The sequence below is a fragment of the Geodermatophilus sp. YIM 151500 genome (genome assembly GCF_025716945.1).
Lineage (GTDB): Bacteria > Actinomycetota > Actinomycetes > Mycobacteriales > Geodermatophilaceae > YIM-151500.
Genome location: NZ_JAOVZT010000006.1, coordinates 236,276 through 249,210, shown reverse-complemented (window position 1 = coordinate 249,210; position 12,935 = coordinate 236,276). Strand labels below are relative to the sequence as shown.

At 72.8% G+C, this 12,935-nt stretch carries 10 protein-coding genes; 6 read left to right on the top strand and 4 right to left on the bottom strand.

Annotated features, from left to right (window positions below; genetic code table 11):
- Positions 1-181: 181 nt before the first annotated feature.
- Together OF117_RS12750 and OF117_RS12745 are read left to right on the top strand one after the other, a co-directional pair.
- Entirely contained in the window at positions 182-634 is a 453-nt protein-coding gene (locus OF117_RS12750) for a MarR family winged helix-turn-helix transcriptional regulator (RefSeq protein WP_263553219.1), read from the top strand.
- Positions 635-791: 157 nt separating this feature from the next.
- Positions 792-1,235 (top strand): OsmC family protein, encoded by a 444-nt coding sequence (locus tag OF117_RS12745; protein ID WP_263553218.1) that lies wholly within the window; start codon positions 792-794, stop codon positions 1,233-1,235.
- Between the two features lie 24 nt (positions 1,236-1,259).
- On the opposite strand, the gene OF117_RS12740 is transcribed toward OF117_RS12745, so the two are convergent.
- The 3 genes from OF117_RS12740 to OF117_RS12730 form a co-directional block, all read right to left on the bottom strand.
- Complete coding sequence (locus tag OF117_RS12740) at positions 1,260-2,180, bottom strand: diacylglycerol/lipid kinase family protein (RefSeq protein WP_263553217.1); 921 nt, start codon at positions 2,178-2,180, stop codon at positions 1,260-1,262.
- 92 nt (positions 2,181-2,272) lie between these two features.
- The gene (locus OF117_RS12735) at positions 2,273-5,191 is read right to left on the bottom strand and encodes an FAD-binding and (Fe-S)-binding domain-containing protein (RefSeq protein ID WP_263553216.1); all 2,919 of its coding nucleotides are present in this window, start codon (positions 5,189-5,191) and stop codon (positions 2,273-2,275) included.
- On the bottom strand, positions 5,188-6,363 hold the full coding sequence (locus OF117_RS12730) for a pyridoxal-phosphate-dependent aminotransferase family protein (RefSeq protein WP_263553215.1): 1,176 nt from the start codon (positions 6,361-6,363) through the stop codon (positions 5,188-5,190). The genes OF117_RS12735 and OF117_RS12730 overlap by 4 nt, the downstream gene beginning before the upstream one ends.
- A gap of 222 nt (positions 6,364-6,585) precedes the next feature.
- On the opposite strand from OF117_RS12730, the gene OF117_RS12725 reads away from it, so the two are divergent.
- The 3 genes from OF117_RS12725 (at position 6,586) to OF117_RS12715 (ending at position 10,268) form a co-directional block, all read left to right on the top strand.
- Positions 6,586-8,139 (top strand): SLC13 family permease, encoded by a 1,554-nt coding sequence (locus OF117_RS12725; protein WP_263553214.1) that lies wholly within the window; start codon positions 6,586-6,588, stop codon positions 8,137-8,139.
- Positions 8,140-8,244: 105 nt separating this feature from the next.
- A complete protein-coding gene (locus OF117_RS12720) occupies positions 8,245-9,498 on the top strand; it encodes a CaiB/BaiF CoA transferase family protein (protein ID WP_263553213.1) in 1,254 nt (417 codons plus the stop codon).
- Complete coding sequence (locus OF117_RS12715; RefSeq protein WP_263553212.1) at positions 9,495-10,268, top strand: enoyl-CoA hydratase/isomerase family protein; 774 nt, start codon at positions 9,495-9,497, stop codon at positions 10,266-10,268. The genes OF117_RS12720 and OF117_RS12715 overlap by 4 nt, the downstream gene beginning before the upstream one ends.
- Here the strand turns inward: OF117_RS12715 and OF117_RS12710 are convergent.
- Complete coding sequence (locus tag OF117_RS12710; protein ID WP_263553211.1) at positions 10,249-11,031, bottom strand: IclR family transcriptional regulator; 783 nt, start codon at positions 11,029-11,031, stop codon at positions 10,249-10,251. The genes OF117_RS12715 and OF117_RS12710 overlap by 20 nt on opposite strands.
- A 223-nt stretch (positions 11,032-11,254) precedes the next feature.
- Between OF117_RS12710 and aceB the strand changes: the two genes are divergently transcribed.
- The gene (aceB, locus tag OF117_RS12705) at positions 11,255-12,859 is read left to right on the top strand and encodes a malate synthase A (protein WP_263553210.1); all 1,605 of its coding nucleotides are present in this window, start codon (positions 11,255-11,257) and stop codon (positions 12,857-12,859) included.
- Positions 12,860-12,935: the final 76 nt, after the last annotated feature.

Sequence of the window (12,935 nt, the reverse complement as noted above, 5' to 3'; positions counted from 1 at the left end):
GCAGACGGGCCGGCGGCGGAACCACCGCCACCGGGTGGGTGCGTCGCGATGTCCAACGACGGAGGAGTTGAGCCTGTTCCGCTCAACCTTGCCGGAGGGCCCGCCCGGGACGCCGTTCGCGGTGGCGAAGGGACGCAGATCACTGCATAGCGCACGATCGGGTTGGCCCTAGACTTGCGGGATGACTGCTCTCCCGTCGCCGAGCGTGGCACTCGACGACCAGCTCTGCTTCGCGCTCTACGCCGCGTCGCGCGCGATGACGGCGCGTTACCGGCCGATGCTGGAGGAGATCGGGCTCACCTATCCGCAGTACCTGGTCATGATGCTGCTCTGGGAGCGCGACCAGCAGACCGTCGGCCAGCTCGGCTCCCGGCTCGCCCTCGACAGCGGCACGCTCTCGCCGCTGCTCAAGCGGCTCACGGCGGCCGGGCTGGTCACGCGCCACCGCCGGGTGGAGGACGAGCGGTCGGTGTCCATCGCCCTGACCGACGCCGGCCGGGCGCTGCAGGAGCGGGCGCTGCGGATCAACGAGGAGATGATCGGCACCCTCGACCTCGACCGCGACGAGTTCCGCGATCTGCAGCAGCGGCTGCGCCATCTGACCGAGCGGGTCAGCGCCCCCGTCGTCCACTGACGGCCCGACCGGGCGGATCGGCCGGGGACCGGCCGCCCGGGGAGCCGGTCGATCGGGTCGGTTGGGCGCAACCGGACCGGGTAGTCGCTCGCGGAGTCCGGTCGGCCCCCAGGGCCGGGTGGACCGTCGAGACCGGACCGAGGACCTGGGAGGGACCATGCCCACACGCACCGCACGCACCGCCTGGACCGGCAGCTTGCAGGAGGGCTCCGGCCGGGTCGAGCTCGCCAGCTCGGGCGTCGGCACCTACGAGGTGTCCTTCCCCAAGCGGGCAGCAGACGACGCCGGGGGCACCACCAGCCCGGAGGAGCTGGTCGCCGCCGCCCACTCCTCCTGCTTCGCCATGCAGCTGTCGGCCAACGTCGCGGAGGCCGGCGGCACCCCGCAGTCGCTCGACGTCAGCGCCGACGTCAGCCTGGGCCCGGACAAGGAGCGCGGCGGGTTCAAGGTCACCGGGATCGCGCTGACCGTCCGCGGCCGGGTCGACGGGCTCGACGAGGACGGCTTCCGCAAGGCCGCCGAGGCCGCCAAGGTCGGCTGCCCGATCAGCAAGGCGCTGGCCGCGGTCGAGACGATCACCCTGGACGCCGCGCTCACGTGACAGAGCGGAGTGGATCCGTCGGCGTCACGCGGACGGATCCACTCCGCTCGGCACGAGCAGCGACCAGGCGTGGTGCTCGACCCGCCAGGCGTGCGAGCCGCGGCCCTCGCGCACCTCCCCGTCGGCGTCGAGCTCCACCGGCTCCCCGCTCACCGTGATCTCCCGGCCGCGCACCAGCCGGACGTCGTCGCGCTCGACGTGCGTGCCGGCTCGCAGGGCCGCGCCGAAGGCCACCCGCGCACCCGGGCCGGTGGCCGCGCAGACCACCACGTCGGCCAGCCCGTCGTCGGGGACGGCGCCCGGCGCGAGCGGCGTCCCACCGCCGATCGTCGGCCCGTTGCAGATGCCGACCATGAGCAGCCGCGCCGGACCCTCGGTCCCGGGTGGGACGACGGGCACGCCGTCGACCCGCACGTCGAGTTCCCAGCCCGCGTCGGTGAGCCCGGCGATCGCCGCGCCGACGGGGTAGGCGGCGGGCCCGATCGCGTCCTTGAGCCCGTGCGCCCGCCGCCCGGCCGAGGCACCGACTCCCGCGTGCACCGCGTTGACGACCACGCCGCCCTCCTCGTCGCGGAGCAGGTCGAGCGGGCGGGGCACCCCGGCGAGCACCGCGCGCGCCGCGGCCACCGGCTCGAGCGGCAGGCCGACCGCCCGGGCCAGGTCGTTCCCGGTGCCGCGGCCGATCAGGCCGACCGGGTCGTCCGGCCGCAGTCGGCCCGCCCGCGAGAGCGCGCGGGCGACCGCGTGCAGCGACCCGTCGCCGCCGACGACCACCACGCGACGGTCGTCGTCCACGGCGAACAGGTCGTCGAGCTCCTCCGGCGACCCGGTGGCGACCACCTCGACGTCCGCCTCCGCGCGCAACGCGGCGAGCGCCGCTGCGACGGCGTCGTCGTCCGCCGTCCCGGCCGCGGCATTCACCACCACGAGCAGCCGCTGCGCCACCGCGCTCCTCCCGTCCGCCCGGCGACGGCGGGCCCGCGCACCCGTCCGCATCCGGAGCCCGGAGCCTAGGGGGTGCGCGGGGCCCGCCCGGATCAGTCGGCCAGTGCCTGCAGCACCAGCTCCACCGGGTGCTGGGCCTCGCGCCGCGTGCCGTGGTGGATCTGCTCCCGGCAGGAGGTCCCGGTCGCCGCGATCACGGCGTCCGGCGCCGCCGCGCGCACGGCCGGGAACAGCCGGTCCTCCCCCACCCGCAGCGAGATGTCGTAGTGCTCCGCCTCGTACCCGAACGACCCGGCCATGCCGCAGCAGCCGGCGTCGAGCTCCTGCACCGTGGCCCCGGGGATGCGCTTCAGCAGCGCCACGGTGGCCGCCGTTCCGGCCTCGGCCTTCTGGTGGCAGTGACCGTGGAAGACGATCGTGCGGCCGGCCAGCCGGCTGTCCTCGCGCAGCCGCAGACGACCGGCGTCGATGGCCTCGACCAGCAGCTCCTCGGGCAGCCTGACCCGCTCGGCGACGGCGCGCACGTTCGGGTCGTCGGGCAGCAGCTGCACGTGCTCGGCGCGCAGCGTGAGGATGCAGGACGGCTCGCAGCCGACGATGGGCCCGGCGACGGCCCCGCTCGCGCACAGCGAGTCGGCCAGCCCCTTGGCCTTCCTCCTCGCGTCGTCCAACAGGCCCTTGGAGATGCTGGGCCGCCCGCAGCAGCCCTTGCTCTCCAGCCGGACGTCGTACCCGGCCCGCTCGAGCAGCTGCACGACGGCCTTGCCGATGCCCGGCTCGCTGTAGCTGGTGAACGAGTCGGCCAGCACGGTGACCCGCCCCTCGGTGGGGACGACCGCGCTGCGACGCCGGCGGAACCAGCGGGGCAGGTTGTCGCGCTCGAAGCGGGGCAGCGGTCGCTGCCGGGCGACGCCGAGCCGCTTCTCCATGAGCGCCCGCAGCGGCCGGATCCGGCCCGGGACGTTCGACAGCGGCGCGGTCGCCGAGCCGAGCTTGTTGAGCGTGCGGATCGACCCGAAGACCCGGCTGCGCAGCGGGACGCCGGTCGTGTCGTACTTGGCCGCCAGCGCCTCCGCCTTCAGCGCGGCCATGTCGACCCCGAGCGGGCACTCGGCCTTGCACGCCTTGCACGACAGGCACAGGTCGAGCGCCTCGTGCAGCCGCTCGTCGGAGAGCGCGGCGTGCGGGTTCCCTTCCGACAGCGCCTTGACCAGCGCGCCGGCCCGGCCGCGGGTGGAGTGCTCCTCCATGCGCGTGGCGATGTAGGACGGGCACATCGTGCCGGTGGTCGACTTCCGGCAGAGGCCGATGTTCATGCACCGGTCGGCGGCACCGAACATGCCGCCGACGACGTCGAACGTCAGCCGGGTGCGCAGCGGCCCGGGCTGCGGCGGGTTCGCGTCGCGCAGGTGCTCGGTCATCTTCGGCGAGTCGACGATCTTGCCCGGGTTCAGCACGCCCGACGGGTCGAACAGCTGCTTGACCTGGCGCATCGCCTCGTACAGCTCGTCGCCGAAGAGCTCGCGGTTGAACTCGCTGCGGGCCAGGCCGTCGCCGTGCTCGCTGGAGTTGGCGCCGCCGTACTCCTTGACGAGGTCCTTGATCTCCTCGGCGACGGCCCGCATCGTCTCGACCTGGCCGGGCCGGGACAGGTCGACGAACGGGCGGATGTGCAGGCAGCCCACCGAGCAGTGACCGTAGAAGCCGGCCTCCAACCCGTGCCGGTCGAGCACGTCGCGGAACCGCGCCGTGTACTCCGCCAGGTGCTGCGGCGGGACCGCCGTGTCCTCGACGAAGGCCAGCGGCCGCCGGACGCCCTCGGAGGCGGCCATGAGCAGGCCGAGCGCCGACTTGCGCACCTTGAGCAGGTCGGCCTGCTGCACCGGCGTGATCGCGCGGATCGTGGCGTACCCGTGCCCGTTCTTCTCCCACAACGCGGCGAGCCGGTCGACCGAGTCGACCAGGGCCGCCTCGTCGTCGCCGGTGAACGAGACGAACACCAGCGCCGCGGGATCGCCCTCGAGGATCCGGCCGAGGCCGGCGTACTCGATCTTCCGCCGGGACAGGTCGAGGATGGTCTTGTCGATCATCTCGACGCCGGCCGGGTCCATGGACAGCGCGTCCTCGGTGGCCGCGGTGGCCTCGACGACCGATCGGAAGTGGCCGACGGCGAAGACCTGCTTGGCCGGCTTGGGCACCAGCCCGACCAGGGCCGACGTGGCGACGGCGAGCGTGCCCTCGGAGCCGACCAGGAACTTGGCCAGGTCGTAGGGCGGCGCCCCGGCCAGCCGGTCGAGCCGGTAGCCGCCGGCCCGCCGCCAGTACTCCGGGAAGCCCGTGGCGACGGCCTCGGCGTTGTCGCGCAGGATGCCGGGCAGGCCGCGCAGGATGCGCGCCTCCAGCGAGTCGCCCTGGGCGCGGCGCAGCATCTCGGCCTCGTCGAGCACGCCCCAGCGGGTGGTGGAGGCGTCGGCGAGCACCAGGTCCTGCTCGAGGACGTGGTCGATCGTCATCCCGAACCGCAGCGAGCCGCTGCCGGCCGAGTTGTTGCCGATCATCCCGCCGATCGTGGCGCGGTTCGACGTCGAGGTGTCCGGGCCGAACATCAGGCCGTGCTTCGCCGCGGCCCGGTTGAGGTCGTCCTGCACCACACCCGGCTCGACGCGGGCGGTGCGCGCCTCGGGATCGAGCTCGGTGATCCCGTACATGTGCCGGGACAGGTCCATGACGATGCCCGGCGTGATCGTCTGTCCCACCAGGCTCGTGCCCGCACCGCGGGCGAGGACCGGCAGCTCGGCCTCCCCTCCCAGGCGCACGGTCGCGATCACGTCGCCGGCGTGCCGCGGGTAGACCACCCCGACCGGCGTCATCGCGTACATGCTCGCGTCCTGGCTGAACAGGTGCCTGCTGTAGTCGTCGAAGGCGACCTCGCCGTCCAGCGCGCGGGTCAGCTCCGCGGCGAGATCGGAGGAGGCGCCGGCCGCCGTCGGCCGGGGTGGTGCCGCGGTCACGACTGCAGGACCTCCAGCGCGGCCTGCAGGCCGTCGGTGTCGATCTTCACGCCGCTGCGGACGAGGCCCATCTGGACGCCGGCGAGCGTGCCGGCCAACGTCAGGTCGTTGAAGTGGCCGAGGTGGCCGATCCGGAAGATTTTGCCGGCCAGCTTGCCCAGGCCCGAGCCGAGCGACATGTCGTAGTTCTCGAGGACGAGCTTGCGGATCGCGTCGGCATCGTGCTCCTCGGGCACCAGCACCGCGGTGAGCGAGCCGGAGTACTCGCGCTCGTCGAGGGCGAGCACCTCCAGGCCCCAGCCCCGGACGGCGGCGCGGGTGGCCTCGGCGTGCCGCGCGTGCCGCGCGTAGACGTTCTGCAGGCCCTCCTCGTGCAGCATCTTCAGTGCCTCGCGCAGGCCGTACAGCAGGTTGGTGCCGGGCGTGTAGGGCCAGAAGCCGTTGGCGTTGGCCGCCAGGATCGGCTGCCAGTCCCAGTAGGAGCGGGGCAGCTTCGCCGTCCGGGAGGCCTCGATGGCCTTCTCGCTGAGCGCGTTGAACGACAGCCCCGGCGGGAGCATGAGCCCCTTCTGCGACCCGGAGATCGTGACGTCGACCTTCCAGTCGTCGTGCCGGTAGTCGATGCTGCCGAGCGAGGAGATGGTGTCGACCAGGTACAGCGCCGGGTGGCCGGCGCGGTCGATGGCGTCACGGATCTCGCCGATGCGGCTGGCCACGCCGGTCGAGGTCTCGTTGTGCACGGCCATGACGGCCTTGATCTCGTGGCCGGTGTCGGCGGTCAGCTTCTCCTCGACGACCTCCGGCGGGACGCCGTGCCGCCAGTCGCCGGGCACGAAGTCGACGACCAGGCCCAGCTTGCCGGCCATCTCCTGCCACAGCGTGGCGAAGTGGCCGGTCTCGAAGCACAGCACCTTGTCGCCGGGCGACAGCGTGTTGGTGAGCGCCGCCTCCCACGCGCCGGTGCCGGACGCCGGGTAGATGATCACCGGGCCGGTCGTCGCGAACGGCGCCTTGACGGCCTCGAGGACCTCCTTGCCCAACGCGGCGAACTCCGGGCCACGGTGGTCGATCGTCGGGAAGTCCATCGCGCGCAGCACCCGGTCGGGGACGTTCGTCGGCCCCGGAATCTGCAGGAAGTGACGTCCACCTGTGCTGCTACCCGCCAGTGGCATTGCCTCGCCTCTCGTCAGCGCGTCGAGCTGCCGTGCTCCGTCCGCTCTGCGGAAGATACCTACCGCCAGGCGGAGGACCAACGGCGGCCCGATACCAGGTTGTGATCCTTGACACCAGAGGGTCCAACGGATCTAATCCCCGGTCAGCGAGAAGCTCGTTCCGCATGCCGGAAGACAGTTCCGTCGCGGTACCCATCCCGTCCATCCGACTCGGGGAACAACGTGTCCGTACAGCTCGTCCTGATCCTGATACTCCTGGTGGTCTTCCTGGTCGCCACGGTGCTGCCGGTGCACATGGGGGCCCTCGCGCTGGTCGCCGCCTTCGTAGCCGGCTACTTCATCTACGGCCTCGACGAGGAGCTCCCGTACGACGACGCGGTCTTCGGGTTCTTCCCCGGGTCCCTGTTCGTCGTCCTGGTCGGCGTGACCTACCTCTTCGCCATCGCGAAGAACAACGGCACGGTCGACTACCTGGTGCACCTCGCCGTCCAGGCCTCCGGCGGGCGCCTGGCCGCCATCCCGTGGGCGATGTTCGCCGTCACCGGCGCGCTGACCGCCATCGGCGGCGTCGTGCCCGCCGTGGTCGCCATCATCGCCCCGGTCGGCATGTCCTTCGCCCGGCGCTACCAGATCAACCCGGTGCTGATGGGTCTGTTCATCATCAACGGCGCGACCGCCGGCGGCTTCTCGCCGCTGTCGGTCTTCGGGGCCATCACCAACGGCGTCGTCGCCGACAACGACCTGCCCGGCAGCCCGCTGTTCCTCTGGTTCGCCTCGATCGTCATCAACATCGCCCTGTCGGTCCTGGTCTTCTTCCTCTTCGGCGGCCGCAAGCTGCTGGGCGGCAACCGGGTCGACACCACCTCCCCGGCCGACGACGACTTCGTCGCGGCGACGGTTGCCGGTGACGCGACCGAGGACACCGGCGCGGACATCCCGGGCGGTCCGGCCCGCCGGACTGCCGTCGGCAGCACCGGCACCGGCGGTGCTGCGGTCCCCGGCGGCCGGGTGACCGAGCCGGCCGACGGCCGCGAAGGCCACGGACACGGCCACGGCCACCACACCGGCGAGCACGGCTACGCGCACGTGCACGACGAGGACGACGAGCGCGCCGAGACCAAGGCCGTGCAGACGGTCGCGCTGAAGGAGGAGCCGCAGGACGGTGCGGTCACCACCCTGGACCGCGACCGCAGCCTCACCCTGGGCGGCCTGGTGCTGCTCGTGGTCGGCGCCCTGGTCTTCGACCTCGACATCGGCCTGCTGGCCGTCTCCGTCGGCGTGCTCCTGTCGATCGTCGCCCCGCGCGGCGCCAAGGGGGCCGTCGGCCAGATCGCCTGGCCGACCGTGCTCCTGATCTGCGGCATCGTCACCTACGTCGGCCTGATGCAGGACCAGGGCGTGCCGGAGTGGCTCGGTGACAACGTGGCCTCGCTCGGCCTGCCGCTCGTGGCCGCGCTGCTCATTTGCTACATCGGCGGCGTCGTCTCCGCCTTCGCCTCCACCACCGGCATCCTGGGTGCGCTCATCCCGCTGGCCGTGCCGTTCCTCCAGGGGGACGACGCGGTGGGTGCGATCGGCCTGATCACCGCACTGGCGCTGTCGTCCTCCATCGTGGACTCCAGCCCGTTCTCGACCAGTGGCGCCCTGGTGGTCGCCAACGCCACCGAGGCCGAGCGCGACCGGACCTTCCGCAACCTGATGGTCTGGGGCTTCTCGATGGTCGCGGCCATCCCGCTGGTCACCTGGCTGATCCTGGTGGTGCCCGGCTGGCTCTGACCGGACCCCGTTGACCGACTGCGCCCCGGAGGCTCCCCGCCTCCGGGGCGCAGTCGCGTCCGGGGCAGGATCTGCCCGACCGGCACTGGCAGGAGGACAGGACACGTGACTGGGACCGATGCGACGAACGGGGCCGGCGCGCGGCCTCCGCTGACCGGGGTGCGGGTGCTCGAGGTCGGCGTCTTCATGGCAGCGCCGTACGCGGCCATGCAGCTAGCCGACCTCGGCGCCGAGGTGGTCAAGATCGAGGACCCGCGCGCCGGCGACCCGGTCCGCGCCAGCGGACCCTTCGTGGACGGCGAGAGCTCCCCCTACCTGCGGTTGAACCGGAACAAGGAGTCCGTCGCGCTCGACCTCAAGTCCGATGCCGGACGGCGCGCCTTCCTGGCCCTCGTCGAGGGCGCCGACGTGCTGGTCGAGAACCTGCGGCCCGGCGCCATGCGGCGGCTCGGCCTGGGCCCCGACGACGTGCGGGCGGTCAACCCGCGGCTGGTCTACGCCTCCGGGTCGGGCTGGGGGCAGGACGGCCCGCTCGCCCCGCTGGCTGGGCTGGACATCATGGCCCAGGCCCGCAGCGGGCTGATGAGCATCACCGGCCCGCCCGGCGGCGAGCCGGCGAAGGTCGGGGTCCCGGTGTGCGACCTGGTGTGCGGCCTGTACCTGGCCCTGGCGGTCACCGCGGCGCTGCGCGAGCGCGACCGCACCGGCGCCGGTCAGTCGATCGACGTCTCGCTGTTCGAGGCCGGCGTGAGCCTGGCGGTCTGGGAGGCCGGCAAGTACTTCGCGACCGGCGAGGTCGGCGGACCGCTCGGCTCGGCGCACCAGAGCCAGGCGCCCTACCAGGCCTTCCGCACCGCCGACGGGTGGATCACCCTCGGCGCCAACACGCCCAACACCTGGGCCGGCCTGTGCCGCACGCTCGGCATGGCGGCCGAGCTCGACGACGAGCGGTACTCCGACGCGACCAGGCGGCACGCCCGCCGCGAGGAGCTGCAGGGCATCGTCGAGTCGCGCACGAGCGCGCGAAGCACCGCCGACCTGCTCGCCGCGCTCGGCGAGGCCGGCGTGCCCTGCGCGCCGATCAACGATTACGGCCAGGTGTTCACCGACGAGCACCTGGGCGTCCGCGACTTCTTCTGGGACGCCCCGCACCCGTCGCTGCCGCCGCAGCGGCAGATCGGCTCGCCCATGCGGTTCTCCGCCACCCCCGCCGTCCGCAGCCATGCCGGGCCACCGCTGGGTGGCGACACCCGGGCGGTGCTGACCCGGGCCGGCGTGCCCGACGACGTCGTGGACGCCGTGGCCGGCCCCGTGCGGCTGCCGGAGCCGGCGCCCGTGGCCCCCGGGGAGGGCGCGTGACCGACGACCTGGCGGTCACGCAGGACGGTGCGGTGCTGACCGTCGTGTTCGACCGGCCCGAGCAGCGCAACGCGATGACGTTCGCCATGTACGAGGGGTTGTTCGAGGCCTGCGAGCAGGCCGACGCCGACGACTCGGTGCGGGTGCTGGTGCTCCGCGGGGCGGGTGGGCGGGCGTTCGTCGCCGGCACCGACATCGCCCAGTTCCAGGGCTTCACCTCCGGGGACGACGGCATCACCTACGAGGCCCGCATCCAGCGCGTGGTCGACCGGCTGGAGGACGTCACCGTGCCGACCGTCGCCGCTGTCGAGGGCGCCTGCGTCGGCGGCGGGTTGGCGATCGCCGCGGCCTGCCACCTGCGGATCGCCACGCGCGCGTCGCGGTTCGGGGTGCCCATCGCCCGGACGCTCGGCAACTGCCTGTCGATGAACACCTACTCGCTGCTGGTGCACCACCTGGGCCCCGCCCGGACGCTCGACATGCTGCTGCGGGCCCGGCTGCTCACCGCCGAGGACGCGCACGGCGCCGGCTTCGTGAGCGAGGTGGTCGACGACGGCGGGCTCGACGAGGCGCTCGGGGCGCTGGTCGACGTCCTGCTCTCGCACGCGCCGCTGAGCATGAAGGCGGCCGGGCAGGCGGTGGCCCGGCTGCGCCGGGCCGCGCTGCCAGATGGCGACGATCTGGTCCGCGAGGTCTTCGGCAGCGAGGACTTCCGGGCCGGCGTCCGGGCCTTCGTCGCCCGGGAGAAGGTCAGCTGGACCGGCCGCTGAGCACCCCGCCGCGGTCGTCGTGCAGCTCGGCGGCGAGGTCCGCCGCGGTGGCCTGCAGGACGGCGGCGATCTCCGGCACGCTCTCCAGCGGGAGACGGCTCTCGGGCCCGGACACCGACAGGGCCGTCTGCGCCGGCCCGCCGGGCACCGGGACCGCGATGCAGCGGACGCCGGTCTCCTGCTCGCCGTCGTCGAGCGCGTACCCCCGGTCGGCGATCACCCCGAGCTCGGCGAGCAGCTCGTCGGGGTCGGTGATCGTGCGCGGTGTGCGTCGCGGCATGCCCCCGCGCACCACGAGCTCCCGGGCCGTGCCCGGCGGCACCTGGGAGAGCAGCGCCTTGCCCACGCCGGTGCAGTGCAGGTGGACCCGGCGACCGACCTCGGTGAACATGCGCATCGAGTGCCGCGAGGGCACCTGCGCGACGTAGACCACGCGGTCGCCGTCGAGCATGGCCAGGTTCGCCGTCTCCCCCGTGGTGTCGACCAGCGAGACCAGGTGCGGGCGGGCCCAGGTGCCCAGGGTGCGCGAGCTGCTCTCGCCGAGGTGGATCAGCCGGGGACCCAGCACGTACCGGCGCGAGGGCAGCTGCCGCACGTAGCCGCGGGCCACCAGCGTGCGCACCAGCCGGTGGATGGTGGACAGCGGGAGGCCGCTGTCGGCGGCCAATCGCGACAGCGCGACCTCCCCGCCGTCCTCGGCCATGAGCTCCAGGAGAAGGAAGGCCCGCTCCAGGGACTGCACGCCGTCGGCGCCTGCACGCATGGCCGCCGCTCCTCTCTCCGCGTCACCGCAGGCCCGATCCCGCGGGTTTGACCCGTCTCGGGCGCCGGACTAGGTTCTTGCCGTAGAGCGAACACTACCTTCCATCATCCGGAAAGTCAGCGTCCGGCGGCGCCTTCGCTGCTCGACGCGCGAGCCGGCCGGGTGTGCGGTAGACCACCAGTGCGGCGGCGACGGCCGCGCAGATCTTTGTGCGAGGAGAGTCATGGCTACGGGTGTGGACGGCGTCGAGGTCACCGGCGCAGCGGTCGACCGCGCGGACGAGGTGCTGACCCCGGAGGCGCTCGAGCTGGTCGCCACGCTGCACCGCGAGCTCGGCGCCCGCCGGAGGGAGCTGCTGACCCGACGGCAGGAGCGGCTGCGCGCGCTGGCCGACGGGGGCACGCTGGACTTCCTCGAGGAGACCCGCTCGATCCGCGAGGACGACTCGTGGCAGGTCGCTCCGCCGGCCCCCGGTCTGGAGGACCGCCGGGTCGAGATGACCGGCCCCACCGAGCGCAAGATGACCATCAACGCGCTCAACTCCGGGGCCAAGGTGTGGCTGGCCGACCTCGAGGACGCCAACACCCCGGCGTGGGAGAACGTGGTCAACGGCCAGCTCAACCTCAAGGACGCGCTGGACCGCACCCTCACCTTCACCAATCCCGACGGCAGGAAGTACGAGCTGCGCCCCGACGAGGAGCTGACGACGATCGTCGTCCGCCCCCGCGGCTGGCACCTGCCGGAGAAGCACATCACCGTGGACGGCGAGGAGTGCTCGGGCAGCCTGGTCGACTTCGGCCTCTACATGGTCAACTGCGCGCAGAAGCAGCTCGGCAAGGGCAAGGGCCCGTACTTCTACCTGCCGAAGATGGAGAGCCACCTCGAGGCGCGGCTCTGGAACGACGCGTTCGTCCTGGCGCAGGACCACCTCGGCATCCCGCAGGGCACCATCCGGGCGACCGTGCTGATCGAGACATACCCGGCGGCGTTCGAGATGGAGGAGATCCTCTACGAGCTCCGGAACCACTCGGCGGGCCTGAACGCCGGCCGCTGGGACTACATGTTCAGCGTCATCAAGACCTTCCGGACGCGCGGCGACGACTTCCTGCTGCCCGACCGCAACTCGGTGACGATGACGGTGCCGTTCATGCGGGCCTACACCGAGCTGCTGGTCCGCACCTGCCACAAGCGGGGCGCGCACGCGATCGGCGGCATGGCCGCCTTCATCCCGTCCAAGGACCCGCAGATCAACGAGCAGGCCTTCGCCAAGGTGCGGGCCGACAAGGAGCGCGAGGCCAACGACGGTTTCGACGGCTCCTGGGTGGCCCACCCGGGCATGGTGGAGCTCTGCAAGGAGGTCTTCACCGCCGTCCTCGGCGACCGGCCGAACCAGATCGACAAGAAGCGCGAGGACGTGCACGTCACGGCCGAGATGCTGCTCGACGTGAAGTCGACCCCGGGTGAGGTCACCGAGGCCGGGCTGCGCAGCAACATCAGCGTCGGCGTCCAGTACTTGGAGGCCTGGCTGCGCGGCAACGGGGCCGTCGGCATCAACAACCTCATGGAGGACGCCGCCACCGCCGAGATCTCCCGGTCGCAGGTGTGGCAGTGGCTGCACAACGGCGTGAAGCTGGCCGACGGGCAGCAGGTCACCCGAGAGCTGGTCGAGCGGATCGTCTCCGAGGAGATGGCGGGAATCGAGAAGTCGCGCGGCGACGCCTTCGCTCAGGGCCGCTGGGACGAGGCACGGGACCTGTTCGTGGAGACGTCGCTGGCCGACGAGTACCCCGACTTCCTCACGCTGCCCGCCTACGCGCGCATGCCGTAACACGGCGATCCTCCGGATCGCACCGCGGCCACGTGCCGTCCCCCGGGAGCGTCGAGCCCTTCCGCCGCACCCGGGG

Coding starts and splice junctions, on each gene's coding strand:
- aceB (WP_263553210.1), top strand. CDS start 11,255: ATGGCTACGGGTGTGGACGGCGTCGAGGTCACCGGCGCAGCGGTCGAC.
- OF117_RS12745 (WP_263553218.1), top strand. CDS start 792: ATGCCCACACGCACCGCACGCACCGCCTGGACCGGCAGCTTGCAGGAG.
- OF117_RS12710 (WP_263553211.1), bottom strand. CDS start 11,031: ATGCGTGCAGGCGCCGACGGCGTGCAGTCCCTGGAGCGGGCCTTCCTT.
- OF117_RS12730 (WP_263553215.1), bottom strand. CDS start 6,363: ATGCCACTGGCGGGTAGCAGCACAGGTGGACGTCACTTCCTGCAGATT.
- OF117_RS12750 (WP_263553219.1), top strand. CDS start 182: ATGACTGCTCTCCCGTCGCCGAGCGTGGCACTCGACGACCAGCTCTGC.